16 protein-coding genes and 1 pseudogene are annotated in these 14,554 nt (G+C 68.9%); 10 read left to right on the forward strand and 7 right to left on the reverse strand.

Going from position 1 to position 14,554, the window contains the following annotated elements:
• Window positions 1-7: 7 nt before the first annotated feature.
• A complete protein-coding gene (locus tag OHA98_RS38110) occupies window positions 8-1,159 on the forward strand; it encodes a cobalt-precorrin-5B (C(1))-methyltransferase (RefSeq protein ID WP_266932460.1) in 1,152 nt (383 codons plus the stop codon).
• A gap of 27 nt (window positions 1,160-1,186) precedes the next feature.
• Here the strand turns inward: OHA98_RS38110 and OHA98_RS38115 are convergent, their stop codons facing one another.
• From OHA98_RS38115 to OHA98_RS38125, 3 genes are all read right to left on the reverse strand, one after another.
• Complete coding sequence (locus OHA98_RS38115; protein WP_266932461.1) at window positions 1,187-2,284, reverse strand: hypothetical protein; 1,098 nt, start codon at window positions 2,282-2,284, stop codon at window positions 1,187-1,189.
• A 257-nt stretch (window positions 2,285-2,541) separates the two neighbouring features.
• Window positions 2,542-3,126, reverse strand: a complete 585-nt coding sequence (locus OHA98_RS38120; RefSeq protein ID WP_266932462.1) for an HD family hydrolase — start codon at window positions 3,124-3,126, stop codon at window positions 2,542-2,544.
• Between the two features lie 22 nt (window positions 3,127-3,148).
• Window positions 3,149-4,246: a DNA-binding transcriptional regulator gene (locus OHA98_RS38125; RefSeq protein ID WP_266932622.1), complete on the reverse strand. Its 1,098-nt coding sequence runs from the start codon at window positions 4,244-4,246 to the stop codon at window positions 3,149-3,151.
• Window positions 4,247-4,753: 507 nt separating this feature from the next.
• Between OHA98_RS38125 and OHA98_RS38130 the strand changes: the two genes are divergently transcribed.
• The 7 genes from OHA98_RS38130 (at window position 4,754) to OHA98_RS38160 (ending at window position 10,066) form a co-directional block, all read left to right on the forward strand.
• Entirely contained in the window at window positions 4,754-5,128 is a 375-nt protein-coding gene (locus OHA98_RS38130; RefSeq protein WP_266932463.1) for an ATP-binding protein, read from the forward strand.
• 14 nt (window positions 5,129-5,142) lie between these two features.
• Entirely contained in the window at window positions 5,143-5,550 is a 408-nt protein-coding gene (locus OHA98_RS38135; protein WP_266932464.1) for a hypothetical protein, read from the forward strand.
• Between the two features lie 91 nt (window positions 5,551-5,641).
• Complete coding sequence (locus OHA98_RS38140) at window positions 5,642-6,169, forward strand: NUDIX domain-containing protein (protein ID WP_266932465.1); 528 nt, start codon at window positions 5,642-5,644, stop codon at window positions 6,167-6,169.
• Window positions 6,166-6,756, forward strand: coding sequence for a hypothetical protein (locus tag OHA98_RS38145; protein WP_266932466.1), 591 nt, complete (start codon window positions 6,166-6,168; stop codon window positions 6,754-6,756). The genes OHA98_RS38140 and OHA98_RS38145 overlap by 4 nt, the downstream gene beginning before the upstream one ends.
• A 34-nt stretch (window positions 6,757-6,790) precedes the next feature.
• Window positions 6,791-7,819 (forward strand): NAD(P)-dependent oxidoreductase, encoded by a 1,029-nt coding sequence (locus OHA98_RS38150; protein ID WP_266932467.1) that lies wholly within the window; start codon window positions 6,791-6,793, stop codon window positions 7,817-7,819.
• 16 nt (window positions 7,820-7,835) lie between these two features.
• Window positions 7,836-8,891 (forward strand): NAD(P)-dependent oxidoreductase, encoded by a 1,056-nt coding sequence (locus OHA98_RS38155; protein WP_266932468.1) that lies wholly within the window; start codon window positions 7,836-7,838, stop codon window positions 8,889-8,891.
• Window positions 8,888-10,066 (forward strand): DegT/DnrJ/EryC1/StrS aminotransferase family protein, encoded by a 1,179-nt coding sequence (locus OHA98_RS38160; protein ID WP_266932469.1) that lies wholly within the window; start codon window positions 8,888-8,890, stop codon window positions 10,064-10,066. Before OHA98_RS38155 ends, OHA98_RS38160 begins: the two co-directional genes overlap by 4 nt.
• Before the next feature lie 23 nt (window positions 10,067-10,089).
• Here OHA98_RS38160 and OHA98_RS38165 read toward each other — a convergent pair whose 3' ends face one another.
• Window positions 10,090-10,953: a glycosyltransferase family 2 protein gene (locus OHA98_RS38165; RefSeq protein ID WP_266932623.1), complete on the reverse strand. Its 864-nt coding sequence runs from the start codon at window positions 10,951-10,953 to the stop codon at window positions 10,090-10,092.
• A 288-nt stretch (window positions 10,954-11,241) separates the two neighbouring features.
• Here OHA98_RS38165 and OHA98_RS38170 point away from each other — a divergent pair.
• Both OHA98_RS38170 and OHA98_RS38175 read left to right on the forward strand, forming a co-directional pair.
• Window positions 11,242-11,463 (forward strand): annotated as a pseudogene (locus tag OHA98_RS38170) (adenosylhomocysteinase); the annotation flags it as partial.
• On the forward strand, window positions 11,460-12,011 hold the full coding sequence (locus OHA98_RS38175) for an NUDIX domain-containing protein (protein WP_323179705.1): 552 nt from the start codon (window positions 11,460-11,462) through the stop codon (window positions 12,009-12,011). The pseudogene OHA98_RS38170 and the gene OHA98_RS38175, both read left to right, overlap by 4 nt.
• A 43-nt stretch (window positions 12,012-12,054) precedes the next feature.
• Here OHA98_RS38175 and OHA98_RS38180 read toward each other — a convergent pair whose 3' ends face one another.
• Genes OHA98_RS38180 through cbiE form a run of 3 tightly spaced genes read right to left on the reverse strand, consistent with a single transcriptional unit; the run spans window position 12,055 to window position 14,489 of the window.
• Window positions 12,055-12,474, reverse strand: coding sequence for a hypothetical protein (locus tag OHA98_RS38180; protein WP_266932471.1), 420 nt, complete (start codon window positions 12,472-12,474; stop codon window positions 12,055-12,057).
• 24 nt (window positions 12,475-12,498) lie between these two features.
• Entirely contained in the window at window positions 12,499-13,248 is a 750-nt protein-coding gene (cobM, locus tag OHA98_RS38185; RefSeq protein WP_266932472.1) for a precorrin-4 C(11)-methyltransferase, read from the reverse strand.
• Window positions 13,245-14,489 (reverse strand): precorrin-6y C5,15-methyltransferase (decarboxylating) subunit CbiE, encoded by a 1,245-nt coding sequence (gene cbiE / locus OHA98_RS38190; RefSeq protein WP_323179708.1) that lies wholly within the window; start codon window positions 14,487-14,489, stop codon window positions 13,245-13,247. The genes cobM and cbiE overlap by 4 nt, the downstream gene beginning before the upstream one ends.
• Window positions 14,490-14,554 lie beyond the last annotated feature (65 nt).

Here is a 14,554-nt window from a genome sequence, read left to right on the forward strand (position 1 = left end):
CCTCTCCATGAGCAGCGAGGCCCCCATGAGCGGTGAGCCGCGGAGCAGCGAGCCGCAGGGCGGGCGCAGCGCCCAACTCAAGCACACCGGTCTGCGGCCGGGATGGACCACCGGGGCCTGTGCGACGGCGGCGACGACGGCCGCGTACACGGCACTGCTGACCGGCACCTTTCCCGACCCGGTGACCATCACCCTGCCCAGGGGGCAGACGCCCGCGTTCGCGCTGGCGGTGGAGGAGCTGTCGGACGGGCCGGAGCAGGCCGCCATGGCGGGGGTGGTGAAGGACGCGGGCGACGACCCGGACGTGACGCACGGGGCGCTGGTACGGGCCACGGTACGGAAGCTGCCGCCCGGGTCCGGGGTGGTGTTCCGGGCGGGGCCGGGCGTGGGCACGGTCACGCTGCCCGGACTGCCGCTCGCGGTCGGGGAGCCCGCGGTGAATCCCGTACCCCGGCAGCTGATGCGCGAACACGTCGCCCGGGTGGCGGCGGAGCACGGCGGCACGGGGGATGTGGAGATCACCATCTCCGTGGACCACGGCGAGGAGATCGCCCGTTCCACGTGGAACGGGCGGCTCGGCATCCTGGGAGGCCTCTCGATTCTCGGCACGACCGGCGTCGTGGTGCCGTACTCCTGCTCGGCCTGGATCGACTCGATCCGGCGCGGGGTCGACGTGGCGCTCGCCGCCGGACACACGCATGTGGCGGGCTGCACCGGTTCCACCTCGGAGAAGACCGTGGTGGCCGAGTACGGGCTGCCGGAGATCGCCCTGCTGGACATGGGGGACTTCGCGGGCGCGGTGCTGAAGTACGTACGCAGGCATCCGGTGGCACGGCTCACGATCTGCGGCGGGTTCGCCAAGCTGTCGAAGCTCGCGGCCGGGCATCTGGACCTGCACTCCGCCCGCTCCCAGGTCGACAAGGGGTTCCTCGCCGAACTGGCCCGCCACGGCGGCGCGGACGAGTCCCTGGCGGCGGAGGTCGCGGTCGCCAACACGGGGCTGGCGGCACTCCGCCTGTGCGAGGCGGCGGGCGTCCCGCTCGGCGACCTGGTGGCGGCCCGCGCCCGCGACGAGGCCCTGGCGGTGCTGCGGGGCGCGCCGGTCGCGGTCGACGTGATCTGCATCGACCGGGCGGGGGCGGTGGTGGGCCGGGCGTAGGCCCACCACGGCTGAAGGCGGCCCCGGTCACGTGCTGAAGGTGGCCCCGGAGGCGGCAGCGGCGAGCCGCGCCCGCCACCCGCCCGGGTCCTGCCCGGCGTCCACGGCCGCCGCCGCGTCCCCCACGAGGTCGACGCCGAGGTCGGCGGCCCTTCTGGCGGCCCAGTGCGCCCAGGCGGCGGCCTGTTGGCACTCCGGGCACTCGGTCTCGCCCGCCATGGACCGGAAGACGTGCTCGGGCCCGGGTCCCCGGCAGGTGATCAACGGGGGAACGTACCGGGGAGCGACGGGCCGAGGGAGCGAGGCCTCGGGACACGCGGCACCCGTAGCCCCAGCGGCACCTGCGGCTCCCGCTGGGACGGCAGGGACGGCAGGGACGGCAGGAGCGTGGCGCTCCCCCTCGGGCAGCTTCTGCACCAGCCGGTGCCGGAGGAACCCCACGGCGGACCGGACCCCGCCGGGTGGCAGATCACTGGTCAGTACGCGCCTGAGCTCACCGCCGGAGATCCCGCGCCGCAGCCATTCGACAGCCTGCCCGACGAGAGCACGGGCCTCGGCGACACCGAGATGCAGATCGCGATGGGAGTGCCGTAGCGAGAGCAACACCCCTTCGGCCTCGGCCTCTTCGGGCAGCGGGTCGTGAACGCCGCTTTCCGCGTCGGTCGCTTCGGTGGGTGGGTGGGATGTGTTCTTCTCCCGTTCTTCGTCTACCGGTAGTTGACGGCCGCTTGTCCGAGGGGTCGGTTGGCCGACGGTCGGAAACTGCGTACTCGGAGGCATCCCGACATCGACACCCGCCTCCCACCACACGGCGAGGGCATCCGCGTCGGTCAACGGAACGTTGGAGAAGAGCTGATGGGTGATCCACAGCCCCCGCTCCCCGGCGACCCGCCGCTCATGAACGAACCCAAGGGTGACGAGCTGTTCCTTGGCCCTCTGGAACGCGCGACCCTTGAGACCCAGCTTCCGCGCGTGCTCGCTGAGCGGCAGATGCGTCCGGTCGTCGGGGAGCCCCTGGATGTACAGGAGGAGGATCTTCGCGTCGCTGCAAAGACCCGGATGACGCACGATGTCGTGCGAAGCCTTCGTGTAGCACCGAACCGGCGCGATAGCATGCCAAAGCATCCTGGTGGACTCTGGTTTCCACTCGTGGGTGAAGGCCTCCGGACCGGTGCTGATACACCACCGGGGGCCGCCCCATGTGCGCGTACGCACAGAGGGTGATGACGCGATCACGGTACCGCAGCCGAGAGTGCGTTGCGGACAATCCGCTCAACACCCCGCGCCTGCCTGCCTGTCACAGGAAATATCCACCTGCCCTGCGGCGGCGGACGCCCAGAGTTGTTGAGCATGCGGGACTTGGGTCAGCCCGTCGTACTCCGTCAGCGGAGGTAGGTGCGCTGCCATTCCGCGAGGGACATCGTCTGAGCGGCCTCGGCGAGCTGAAGAGCAGAGGGGGTCTTGAGCTTCGCCCTGGTCGAGTCCACCCATTCCTGGGCGGCCGGATAGCCCTGTTGGAGATATTCGAGGCCCTGGATCATGCACTCCAGCTTGTCGGCGTCGTGGGCGACGAGTACTTCGAGGGAGTCGCTGTTCTCGTACTCGTGGACGATGGCCTTGATGCCTTCGGCAACGGACGGGTGGGCGTCGGCGACCTGGTCAGCGGTGACCTGCTCGTTCTTCGCGACGTCGATGTAGCGACGGCCGATCCAGGGGATGTCGCCGATGCGGGTTTCCTGGGTGTCGTGGAAGGTGGCAAGGAGAGCGACCCTCGCAGGGTCGGCGCCTTCCATCATCGCCAGTACCGCACCGATCACCGCAGTGCGCCAGGAATGCTCGGCGATCGTTTCGGGGTCCTTGACCCCGGCGATCCACCAGCCACTGCGCTTGCCGCGCTTGAGGGCGCCCATTTCCAGCATGTACCCAACGGTGCCCGTGTCGTTGGCGGCGTTGTCGGTGTCGGTCATGCCATCCCCTCCAGCAGTTTGATCAGGTGTGCAAGGTCAGACCGTAATGCACGGACTCCATCTCGCGCCGGGTCTGCGAAGAGATTGAATCGCCATCCAGGAGGGTTGTGACCTGCTGGGCAAGAGCGCGGTTCAGGTGCGGGTCGGCTGCGAGGAGCCCGCGGCGCGATGCGAGTAAGGCCCAGACCGTGTGGGCGTTGAGGTCGATGCAGGCCAGGTCGGGGGAGAGCCGGTCTGCGAGTTTCCGCAGCAGGGCAAGGCCGTCCCAAGTGGTGTCGGAGCGATCGATCATGAAGGTGTCGTCGGGCCGGGGAAGTTGGTCAATGCCCAACCAGTAGGCCCAGTAGTTGAGATTCGCGACCTCTCCGGTTTCATCACCCATGCCGTTTTGGATGAACGCATACAGCGGTTCCCTGTCGCCGTGACGGGTGAGAGATGCGGCGACAGACCGGGTATCGGCCCAGTGGGGTGTCCATCCGGACCGGGGGCCGGGATTGTGGCGACGCATGTCGGCGAGCCAGGCCCTGGTGTCGTGGGCGGTGTCGTACGAGCAGAGGTAGAGCGCCTGGCGTCGGAGGAGTGCGCCATCTTCGCCCACATGATCGGCGAGTTCGGCAGCGCGCCGCATGTGGTCGTAGAAGGCGAGACGGTCGGTCGGGGCGAGGAGGGGTGAGGAACGAGAGGGTCCCCGCCTCTTGGGCGCTTCAGGGGTGGGTAGGGCTGCCGGCTGGGTGCCGTTCAGCGCCCAAGCCAGCATGTGGGTGGTGTTGCGTGTGAACACCCATCCAGCAAGCGGATGTTGGGAAACCACAAGTGCTGGTGGCCCGGACAAAGCATGGGCAATCACCGCGTCGGCATCAACGGCCTCATCAAGAAGCATCAGCATCAATGAGGGTGCGCCGAGTCGTAGCAGTGTGCGTGAAATCGCACGCAGGTTCCCAGCGTGCGTCGAGGTAAGTGGGCGGCGGCCCGACTCCCAGCCCTGAACTGTGGTTGTGTCCACGCCTAGAGCCTCAGCGAGTTCTCCCTGAGTGCGCGGGACCTGTTCTCGTATGACCTTGAAAAGGTGGCCGGTGACCGCGCCTTCGCGAGATCGGCGGACAGGACTGCACCCAGTCAGTGTTGTGTGGGTGACTCTGCTGCCTTCTGCGGCCATGACGCCTCCCCTTGGGATTTGTGCCTGCTCCAACTCGTACCCACAGTCAGTCCCTTCGTGACGCCAGCTTGCGTAGGTTGAAGTCACGGCTCGGGGGCTTCTGGAAGGCCCCGAGCGTACCGAGAATGCGGTTGCTACGACCGGCATCCGTCATGACGGCATATGTAGTCACGACGAACCACTCTTGGAGAAAGGCGGGCGGGCCTTAGGGCTGAGCCGCCAGTGAGGGGTACCAGTGAAAGTCCTCGCAATGGACACGCAGAGAACCGACTCCCTCCCTTTCGCTCGCCTGAGGGAGGCGCAGTACAGCGTGACTTTGACGCCTACTCCGGCTGGAGGAAAGCAGTGATACTGCCCATGTTTCCTCCGGCGAGCTTGATCGGACCTGTCGATCGTGAAGAGTCGGCGACCAGCAGGGCACATGGCTGCTACGGGGCTCCACAAAGGCACGTCCAGCGGTACGTGGCCAACATGGCCAGGACGCCATATCAGGTCGGGGACCAGCGGCGGGCGGTAGGAGCAGTGCTTCGGCAGTGGGGTACCGACGGCGATGCCCTGGACTCGGTGGCCCTGGTCGTGAGCGAGCTGTTGTCGAATGCCGTGCTGTACGGCGAGTGCGGGTCGATCGGTCTGTCCGTCGTTCACAGCCCGGTCGACGGCTGGGTTCTGGTCGAGGTGAACGATCACACTCCCTGCCCGCGACCCGAGCCGCCCCCAGCCGGGCCTGACCAGGAGGGCGGCCGGGGCTTGTTCTTGGTCAAGACCCTGTCCGAAGACTGGGGTACCGGCGCGGGCGGCGCTCTGACCTGGTGCAGGGTGACGACTGCCGCTGGCGGCGTCCGGTGATGCAGGCCCTCTCCGTGCCGCGAAGGAACGCCCTGGCTGGGCAACCGGCCTTCGGTCCTGCGGACGACAGCACGCAGACGCAGGAGCGTGTACCGGCCGCGTTGCGGACGGCGCTGTGGCCGCTTCCCGAAGCGGTTCTGGACGGGATCTTCGAGGATCTGAACCTGGTCCTCGACGGATCTCCCGACGAAGATGACGCCGGTCTTCTCCACCGAACGCGGGGAACCCTCCTCAGCCTTGTCGCTGCCGTGGCTCACGGCGGCCTCACCGCCCAGGGAGCCACCGACACCCTCGCCATGGCCCGCAGCCTTGCGCAAGCGGCTCCTCCCGGCGACCCCTCGACTTCACGGGCCCGGCAGCGCCGGACAGCACTGGCGGTGTTGGCGCTCCTCGAAGTGCTGGAACCCGAGCCCCTCCCCTGACCTCCGGGGCTGTCCCGTTCCGTTGCTGTCCACGCCGGAACGGTCGTACACGGACGTCTCCACTCGAAACTCGAAACGCGAACGGAGCCTTATGAGGCCGCATCCCATCAGCGTGATCACACCGCCCGCGTGCCGCATCGGCGGGCTGGCGTGGATCCCCAACGAGCGCGGAGAGGTCCTGACCGTCTGCGCGAACTACGGTGCCAAGAAGGGCTTCCACCAGCTTCCGGGCGGTCATGCCGGAGAGCACCAGTCGAACCTGGCGGCCATGGTCACGCACGTTCGGCGGGAGACCGGTGTCGACCCCGAGCCGGTCCGCCTGCTGGGAACGGACTGGGTCCCGCACAACGCCGAGGTACCGGCGGCCATGGGACAGAACTTCATCTACCTCTGCGCGGGCATCGCTGCGGACGCAGAGATCGTGCTCCCGTCGACGGCGGACGACGAGGAGCCGGAGCTCTCCGGCTACCTCTGGCAGACGCCCGAGACGGCCCGCAGCACCATGCGGGCGTACCAGCTCCGCCGCTTCCTCGGCCTCTGGAATGCATGGCGGGACAACACGACCGTAACCCTGCACAGCGGCCGTGCTGCTCTGGCCATGTCACGGGAGGCGTCGTGACGTCTGCCGGAGTTCCCGCCGACGAAGTCGATCCGGTGGGCGTGATGACGAAGCTGGAATCGGTGCTGAACGCCGCCGGGATCAAGCTTCCCGGTCTCCGGCCCGACGCACGGGGGCTGGTGGAACTGGGCTCCGTCGTTCCCGCTACGGCGACCGCGCTGACCCGGGAACTCCGTGGTGGCCTCGCCAGGGAGTACGAGACGGCGGAAGCGGTCCGTCAGGCAGCGGCCGCAGCGGGTCTCAGGATGCAGCCGCCCATGGTCGTCAGACGTCGAGTGCACCTCGGCGACATCGAGCTGGACACAGCCGAGAGCCTCGATGACCTCCTGAGCCCTGCCGGTACGAGCCCGGCGGACTCTGCCGATGAGCCGGACCGGACGGCAGATCCGGAACAGGTGGCCGCCCGCCTGATTGCGCGGCTCCGGGAGGTGACAGGCGGCGGCTTCCTCAACGCCACGTTCTTCGGACGCTGCCCACGCTGCGGAGGACACGAACTCATCGAACTGGACTCGGTCACCCCGGACCAGGCACTCGCCTTCGCCCACGCTGTCGCCACAGCGGCATCCGAACCCGCGCCCGCGAACTGACCGCACTGCCCAGCAGACCAAAGAGGTCACAGCAATGAAGGATTCACGCTTACAGAAGCTCGACGGAGCTCGTGTACTCGTCACAGGAGGAGGGGGACTCGTCGGCAGCCGCATCGTCGCGCTGCTGAAGGCGAGCGGTGCTCGCGCGAGCGTCCTGGACCGGTTCGACGCATACCCGCACTCGGTCCGGGGGTTGTTCGACGTCGATGTGAACGCCCACAAGGTGGTGTTCGGCGACGTGAGGGAAGCAGCGACCGTCCGGTGGCTGGTTCAGCAGGCCGACTACGTGATCCATGCCGCCGCCTACGCGGATGTCGCCGCATGCACCCGCGAGCCCGAGGTCGCGTTCGCGGCGAACCTCCAGGGCACGCAGACCGTGTTGCAGGAAACGCTGCGGTCACCGGTGAAGCGGCTGGTATTCGTGTCATCCGCCTCCGTCTACGGCAACGGACGCGGGGACGGTGTCCAAGAGTTCACCGAAAGCCAGCCGCTGGTGCCGATCTCCGTCTACGCCAACACCAAACTGTGGGGCGAGCATCAGGCCCGGCTGATGCTCGGAGGTTCTGACAGGGAGTTCGCGGTACTGCGGTACTTCTCCGTGTACGGCGACCCACAGGTTCCGAAGCCGGGGTCGCATTCGTGGATGGTGCCGTGGCTTTCCATGTCGGCCCAGATCGGCCTTCCGATGCGTCTCAACGGGGGCGGCCGACAGGTGCGGGACATGGTGCACGTCGATGACATCGCCCATGCCACGGTGCTGGCACTCGTCGCCGAAGGTGCTGTGAGCCAGACGATCAACGTGGGCTCCGGGAAGGCGACTTCGGTCCGTGAAATCGCCGAAATGGTCGCCCGCCACTACCCGGCGGCCAGCCTCGTTGATGCCCCTCTGCCGGAAGGCGACCCGCTCGGCGGCTACGCGGACACCCGCAGGTCCCGTGACCTTCTCGGCTGGGCGCCGGCCGTGACGCTGGAGGAGGGCGTAGACCGCTACGTCGCCTGGCTCAAAGCCAGTCCGGATGTGGTGCCCGACTGGATGCTTCCCGTGCCCGCCCTCACTGCCTGACCCGAAGGAGAGCACCATGCATGTTGTCCTGCTGGGCGGAGCCGGGTACATCGGCTCCGTCGCTGCTGAACACCTGGTGAGTTATGGCCACGACCTGACGGTGGTCGACGGTTTGATCTACACCCGTGACGGCGACCCGACCAGTCTTCTGCCCGCTGGGGCGGCCTTCACCCAAGGCGATCTGCGGGACCCCGTGGTTCTGCGGGAGGCCCTGGCCGGTGCGGATGTGGTCGTCCACCTCGGCGGTCTGGTCGGCGAGCCCGCCTGTGCGCGGGATGAGCGGCTTGCGGTAGAGCTGAACTACGCGGCGCCGATACTCGCTGCGGACGCCGCTGTGCGGGCGGGTGTCGGGCGGTATGTGTTCTTCTCCTCGTGCAGCGTCTACGGCAGTCATGAGGGAACCGTCGACGAGAGCACGACGCCGAACCCACTGGGCATCTACGCCCGGACGAAGGTGTTGGCGGAAAGGCGCCTTCCCGAGGTCCTGGGCGGCATCCCCACCACGATCCTGCGACTGGCGACCGTCCATGGGCGGTCGCCGCGCCAGCGCCTGGACTCCGTCGTCAACCGCATGGCCTCGCGGGCCGTGGCCGACGGTCGCATTCCTCTCAACGGCGGCGGCCAGCGTCGCCCTCTCGTGCACGTCAACGATGTTGTGCGTGTCCTGGCCCAGGCCCTGACAATGCCCGGCAACCACGTTTGGAACGTTGGCAGTGACCAGGAGAACCACACCATCGGCGACATTGCCAGGACCGTCGCGGATGCCGTCCCCGGGGCTTTGATCGACTACGGCCCCGAGCTCGATGAGGCTGACGCGCGCGACTACGCCGTGTCCTTCGCACGCCTGCGGGAGGCACTGCCCGGTGTCTGCTCCACCACGCTGAAACAAGGGGTGGAGGAGATCGCCAGGGCCGTCGCGAACGGCACCTTGGGGAACCCTGCCGAGGCGCAGTACGACAACCACGCCGGCCTGTGTGCCGCAGTTGCAGATGACCGGGTGGCCGTGCTCGGCACACCGGACTGTGACCGCCTGCACGCCGAGTACCAGGACGTTTTCGGGGGCGGCCGATGAACGTCCGCCCGGACATCTTCCTTCCCTGGAACAAGCCGTCCATCGGAGACGAAGAGATCACCGAGGTCACGGACGTCCTGCGGTCGGGGTGGCTGACCCACGGCCCCAGGGCCGTTCAGTTCGAGTACGAGGTGCGCGAGGCTCTGGGGCAGGAAGACAGCTTCGCGGTGTCGTCCTGCACCGCTGCTCTGCACCTCGGCCTCCTCGCAGCCGAGGTCGGCATCGGGGACCAGGTGATCACCCCCAGCTTGACCTTCTGCGCCGCGCCCAACGCGATCGTGCAGACAGGCGCCGATCCTGTCTTTGTCGACGTCGATCCCGACACGTACAACATCGACCTGACCGCGGCTGAAGCCGCGATCACCAAGGACACGAAGGCCATCGTGGTGATGCACTACGGAGGCCATCCCTGTGACCTGGTCGGCTTCCGAAAACTGGCCGACGACCACGGCCTGATCCTCATCGAGGACGCGGCCCACGCACTCCAGGCAAGCCGGGCCGGCCGCCGTGCCGGGAGCGTCGGGGACCTCACGACCCTGTCGTTCTACGCCAACAAGGTCATCACCAGCGGGGAGGGCGGCATGCTCCTGGGACGCGCCTCTCTGGTCCAGCGGGCCCGGCTCCTGGGACGGCACGGTATCGACTCGTCGGTGTGGCAACGGCACGGTCGACGGAACACCGCCGACTACGAGGTCACTGTTCCGGGATTGAAGGCCGTCATGCCGGATATCACCGCAGCGGTCGGGCTCCAGCAGTTCAGGAAACTGAGCGCCTTCACGGCCCGCCGCAGGGAGATCGCCGAGCTGTACACCAACGAGCTTGCAGGGCTGCCTGGCCTGGTGTTGCCGACCGTCCTTGACGGGGTCGAGCACGGGTGGTTCCTGTACCCGGTGCTGATCGACCCGGCAGCCTGTGGTGTGACCCGAGACATGGTGTCCGAGGTACTGCGGAGCGACCACCTGATCGGCACGAGTTGCCACTTCAAGCCGGTGCACACCCTTGCGGCGTACCAACGCCGGGAGTGCCGCAATCTCCTGGGCGGCGCTCGGATCGGGGACTTTCTCGACGTCACCAACCGGGTGGCAAGGCAGCAGCTGTCGTTGCCGTGCTACCCGGCGATGGCCAACGACGACGTCATGCGGGTCGTGCGTGCGCTGCATGCGGTGCTGAGCTGACGGGGGTCTGGGCGTCCACCTGGTCAGACGAGGGGTGGGCGCCCCAGCCGTGTCATGTGCCAGACCGTCCGCCAGCGCATCGGCTTCCGGGGCGGGCACGGTGTCCGTACCCCTTCGAAGAAACCGCTCCACCATGCGCGAAGCCCGGAGAGCGGAGGACGCCGCATCATGGTGAGCAGTGCCCAGACCCCCAGGTAGAGCGGGACCAGGAGAGCCGGGAGGTGGCGGCGGGCCAGCCATACCCGGTTGCGCGCCACGTTCCGGTAGTAGGCCGCGTGCCGTGCTGGGGATGTCCGGGGGTGCCTGAGCACCATGTCGGCCCGGTACTCGATGTCCCACCCGGCGTCCATCGCACGCCAGGCGAAATCCGTCTCCTCGTGCGCGTAGAAGAACGGGGCGGGGAAGTCGCCCACCTCGTCGATCACACTCATGCGAATGGCGTGGCCACCACCGAGGAAGGTCGTCACCTTCGACGAGCGCATGGGGTCCGAAGCGCGCAGGCGGGGCACGTGGCGGCGTTGCGTCAGCCCTTCCTCGTCCTCGATACGGAACCCGGCCACACCGAGCCGGGGCGACGCGATGAACGCTTCGCGGATCAGTTGCATCGTGTCCTGACGCGGCAGAAGACCGTCGTCGTCCAGAACCACCACCACATCGATGTCGCCGCGGTCCCGCAGCCGCTGCACACCCACGTTCCGGCCCCCAGGAATACCCAGGTTCTCCGCGAGCTCTACCGCATCCACCCAGTCCGGCATCAGCGGCAAGGGAGCGCCCTGCCCGATCACGACCGTGGGCACGGGACCCCCGTCCTGCTTCTCTACCGATTCCAAGAGGGCCGCCACTTCAGCAGGGCGATCTCCCATCGTGAGGATCACAGCGCCGAGCATGGGTGTAGGGGAAACGGGGGGCGTCTTGGGCATGATGCTGAGCCTAACGGTGCCGTGGGCCGGGTCGTGGCCTGATCATCTCGGCGAGGCGACTGCTCTGGCATGCACAGCAGTTGTCGGCGTCGACCCGCAGCCTGCGGCGAATGTTGTTCGCGCACACGAGAGTAGGAGGCTCACCTCTTCAGCTCCAGTGGTCGTCGCAACACACCGGTCCAAGGAGTGCGATGGCGTTCGAGATCCGCAGGAGCAGGATCCCGGGCGACGGGAGGCAGAACCGAGATCGAGCTGTACCAGACCACAGACCATTACTTCTATCTGGCGAATGGCGGGAACGCCGTCAACTTCCTGCACGGCGCCAGCGTTGGACCGTTCATCTTCCTGATCCAGGCAGAAATCCTCGCCGCGATCAGGATGCTCACCCGCAGTGACCTCGACCCCGGTATGCACGAGGTCAGCGCGGCCGACCGAGCCGCCGTCGCGGCGACCTGGCTCTCCTACTTCAACAGGTGATCGACTTGCCCGTCACTGAAACCCACCTCCGCACCACGCTGACCGCCTACCTCGACGAACACCCCGAGGAGAAGCCCGGTCTCGCACCCGTCCTGGACCTCCTGGACTCCGGCGCAGACCTCACCGTCCGCAACGAGTTCCGCGGCCATGCGACCGTCGGCGCGATCCTCTCCGGACCGGACGGGCGCATCCTTCACGTCCACCACCTCGCCCTGGACAAGTGGCTCCTGCCCGGCGGCCATCTGGAGAGCGCGGACGAAACGCTGCTGGAAGCGGCCCTGCGGGAGCTCACCGAGGAGACAGGGATTCCGGCCGACGCCGTCACCACAGTGAGTCACCTGCCCGTCCACATCGACGTCCACCCCATCCCCGCCAACGACGCCAAGGGGGAACCCGACCACCAACACATCGACTTCCGCTTCCTCTTCCGCACCACGGCCGACATCGGTCAGCTCCAGACCGAAGAGGTGACCGGCGCCGCATGGCGCGACCCCGACACCATCGGCGACCTGACCCTCCGGCAGCGTGTCGCCCACGCCCTGCGCTGACATCCGATCCGGCAGACGTCCGGTGACTCCCAACCCGGCGCCGTCACTGCCCCGGAAGCTGAACCCACGGAGCGAACCGCTGGTCGGGGGCCGCATCCTCTCGCCAGTACCTGAGGACCGTCTCCTGCACGATGTCGAGCCGCTCCGCGGCGACAAGGCATGAGGCGGGCTCCCACCCGCCGGCGTCCGCTTCGAAGACGACCAGCACAGGCGGCCTTCCGCCGAGCTGCTGCGTGACCCTCAGCAGCTCCTCGGGCGTGGGTGCGCGAAAGACGGGATCCTGAAAGGCCGCCGGACAGCGGACCAAGAGCGGGGCGGTGAAGACCAGTTCCAGCCCGTGGTGATAGCTGAGGTCGAAATCGGCGGCAAGCCGGAACTGATCACGGCCCCACGCGAGGACGTCCCAGTCCCACCAGGACCCTTCAGGGAGTTCGAGCGCGGCATGCGGTTGTTCGACGGCCACCTTCGGACCCTCAATCTGTTCGCTTCAGCACACGTGGCGGTCGCGCTCCGGTGAGTACAGGTGGCTGTCGCGGAACTGCTCCGCCCCCAGCGTGCGGCCCACCATGATCACCGCTGTCCGGACGACTCCGGCCGCCTTCACCTGCTCCGCGATGGAGTCCAGCGAGCCCCGCAGGATGATCTCGTCCGGCCGGGACGCCATGGCCACCACGGCGACCGGGCAGTCCGCGCCGTAGTGCGGGAGCAGTTCCGCCACCACCCGGTCGACGTACGCGGCGGCCAGGTGCAGCACGATCAGCGCGCCGCTGCGGCCCAGGGTCGCCAGGTCCTCGCCCTCGGGCATCGCGGTCGCTCGCTGGGCGATCCGGGTGAGGATCACGGTCTGACCGACGGTCGGCACGGTCAGCTCGCGCTTCAGCGCGGCGGCCGCGGCGGCGAACGCGGGCACCCCGGGCACCACCTCGTACGGCACCTCCGCCACGTCCAGCCGCCGCATCTGCTCGTTGACCGCGCTGAAGACCGACGGGTCGCCCGAGTGCAGCCGCGCCACGTCGTGGCCGTCGGCGTGGGCCCGTACCAGCTCCGCCGTGATCTGCTCGATGTCGAGGTTCGCCGTGTCGACCAGCCGCGCGTCCGCCGGGCACTCGGCCAGCAACTCGACCGGGACCAGGCTGCCCGCGTACAGACAGACCGGGCTGGCGGCGAGGATACGGGCACCGCGCACCGTGATCAGGTCGGCCGCACCCGGTCCGGCGCCGATGAAGTACACGGTCATGGAGTGTCTCCTGTTGTGTCTGCTGGGGCTGGAGCTGGAGCTGAGGGTTTGCGGCACGACCACTGCGTTACGGGCATGGCCTGGCGCCAGCCGGTGAAGCCGCCGACCGGTACCGCGTGGGCCACCGCGAGGCGCACCAGCTCGCCGCCGTACGCCCGGTACCGCTCGGCGAGCAGCGCCTCGGACTCCAGGGTGACCGTGTTGGCGACCAGCCGGCCCCCCGGCGGCAGCGCGTCCCAGCAGGCGTCCAGCAGACCGGGGGCGGTCAGCCCGCCGCCGATGAACACCGCGTCCGGCACGGGCAGTCCGGCCAGCGCCGCCGGGGCCGGGCCGGTGACCACGCGCAGGGCGGGGACCCCGAGCCGGTCCGCGTTGCGGGCGATGCGCGCGGCCCGCACCGGGTCCCGCTCCACGGTGACCGCCCGGCACGACGGGTGGGCCCGCATCCACTCGACGGCGATCGAACCGGAGCCGCCGCCGATGTCCCAGAGGAGTTCGCCGGGCGCGGGCGCCAGGGTGCCGAGCGTGGCGGCCCGGATGTGTCGCTTGGTGAGCTGGCCGTCGTGCTCGTACGCCTCGTCGGGCAGCCCGGGTACGGCGCCGAGCCGCAGCGTGTCCGGGGCGCTCCGGCACTCGACGGCGATGACGTTCAGCGGGTCGCCGGGCAGGTGCGCCCAGGTGTCCGCCGTGCCCTCGACATGGGCCTCTTCCTCGGCGCCGAGCTGTTCCAGCACCCGCAGCCGGCTCGGGCCGAAGCCGTGCTCGCGCAGCAGGGCGGCGACGGCGGCGGGCGTGGCCGCGTCGGCGCTCAGGACCAGGAGGCGGCGACCCTCGTACAGCGAGGCGGCCAGCCGGGCGGCGGGGCGGCCCACCAGGGTGACGACCTCGGTGTCCTCCACCGGCCAGCCGAGGCGCGCGCAGGCGTACGACACCGAGGACGGGTGCGGCAGGACGTGCAGCGCCCCGGCGCCCAGTTCCTCGGTGAGCGCCCGGCCGATCCCGTAGAACATCGGGTCCCCGCTGGCCAGCACGGCGACGGTGTCGGCCCGGTGTTCGGCGAGGAGGTGCGGGACGGCGGGACGCAGCGGGGACGGCCAGGGCACGCGCCGCCCGGCGCACGATGCGGGGAGCAGCGCGAGCTGGCGCTCGCCGCCGATCAGTACGCCGGCGCCCTGGAGCGCGGTGCGCGCCGGAGCGGACAGGCCCGCCCAGCCGTCGGCGCCGATCCCCACGACGGACACGGGGTGCGCGGGCTTGGGGGCAGGAGACACGGCCGGGACCTCGGTGTTCGGGCGGGGAGGGAAGG

The organism is Streptomyces sp. NBC_00654 (assembly GCF_026341775.1).
Classification (GTDB): domain Bacteria; phylum Actinomycetota; class Actinomycetes; order Streptomycetales; family Streptomycetaceae; genus Streptomyces.

Excerpts from the sequence above, each read along its gene's own strand:
- OHA98_RS38110 (WP_266932460.1), top strand. The coding sequence starts at position 8 with ATGAGCAGCGAGGCCCCCATGAGCGGTGAGCCGCGGAGCAGCGAGCCG.
- OHA98_RS38115 (WP_266932461.1), bottom strand. The coding sequence starts at position 2,284 with ATGCTTTGGCATGCTATCGCGCCGGTTCGGTGCTACACGAAGGCTTCG.
- OHA98_RS38120 (WP_266932462.1), bottom strand. The coding sequence starts at position 3,126 with ATGACCGACACCGACAACGCCGCCAACGACACGGGCACCGTTGGGTAC.
- OHA98_RS38130 (WP_266932463.1), top strand. The coding sequence starts at position 4,754 with ATGGCCAGGACGCCATATCAGGTCGGGGACCAGCGGCGGGCGGTAGGA.
- OHA98_RS38140 (WP_266932465.1), top strand. The coding sequence starts at position 5,642 with ATGAGGCCGCATCCCATCAGCGTGATCACACCGCCCGCGTGCCGCATC.
- OHA98_RS38150 (WP_266932467.1), top strand. The coding sequence starts at position 6,791 with ATGAAGGATTCACGCTTACAGAAGCTCGACGGAGCTCGTGTACTCGTC.
- OHA98_RS38155 (WP_266932468.1), top strand. The coding sequence starts at position 7,836 with ATGCATGTTGTCCTGCTGGGCGGAGCCGGGTACATCGGCTCCGTCGCT.
- OHA98_RS38160 (WP_266932469.1), top strand. The coding sequence starts at position 8,888 with ATGAACGTCCGCCCGGACATCTTCCTTCCCTGGAACAAGCCGTCCATC.
- OHA98_RS38165 (WP_266932623.1), bottom strand. The coding sequence starts at position 10,953 with ATGCTCGGCGCTGTGATCCTCACGATGGGAGATCGCCCTGCTGAAGTG.
- cobM (WP_266932472.1), bottom strand. The coding sequence starts at position 13,248 with ATGACCGTGTACTTCATCGGCGCCGGACCGGGTGCGGCCGACCTGATC.